The sequence below is a fragment of the Shewanella ulleungensis genome (genome assembly GCF_014648315.1).
GTDB classification, from domain to species: Bacteria; Pseudomonadota; Gammaproteobacteria; order Enterobacterales; family Shewanellaceae; genus Shewanella; species Shewanella ulleungensis.
The window spans coordinates 1-684 of the sequence record NZ_BMQW01000040.1 but is presented as its reverse complement, the minus strand read 5'-3'; the positions used below and the strand labels follow the sequence as shown (position 1 = coordinate 684).

The 684-nt window shown below is 52.9% G+C and carries 1 protein-coding gene; it reads left to right on the top strand.

Annotated elements, in window-relative coordinates; all coding sequences use genetic code 11:
- Positions 1 to 620: IS6-like element IS26 family transposase (locus tag IEY40_RS20125; RefSeq protein WP_096912031.1), on the top strand; the 620-nt coding region annotated here is incomplete at its 5' end.
- Between the last annotated feature and the right edge of the window lie 64 nt (positions 621 to 684).

Here is a 684-nt window from a genome sequence, read left to right as displayed (position 1 = left end):
CCGAATTGCAGGAGATGCTGGCTGAACGCGGAGTGAATGTCGATCACTCCACGATTTACCGCTGGGTTCAGCGTTATGCGCCTGAAATGGAAAAACGGCTGCGCTGGTACTGGCGTAACCCTTCCGATCTTTGCCCGTGGCACATGGATGAAACCTACGTGAAGGTCAATGGCCGCTGGGCGTATCTGTACCGGGCCGTCGACAGCCGGGGCCGCACTGTCGATTTTTATCTCTCCTCCCGTCGTAACAGCAAAGCTGCATACCGGTTTCTGGGTAAAATCCTCAACAACGTGAAGAAGTGGCAGATCCCGCGATTCATCAACACGGATAAAGCGCCCGCCTATGGTCGCGCGCTTGCTCTGCTCAAACGCGAAGGCCGGTGCCCGTCTGACGTTGAACACCGACAGATTAAGTACCGGAACAACGTGATTGAATGCGATCATGGCAAACTGAAACGGATAATCGGCGCCACGCTGGGATTTAAATCCATGAAGACGGCTTACGCCACCATCAAAGGTATTGAGGTGATGCGTGCACTACGCAAAGGCCAGGCCTCAGCATTTTATTATGGTGATCCCCTGGGCGAAATGCGCCTGGTAAGCAGAGTTTTTGAAATGTAAGGCCTTTGAATAAGACAAAAGGCTGCCTCATCGCTAACTTTGCAACAGTGCCGGTTTTCGAGGA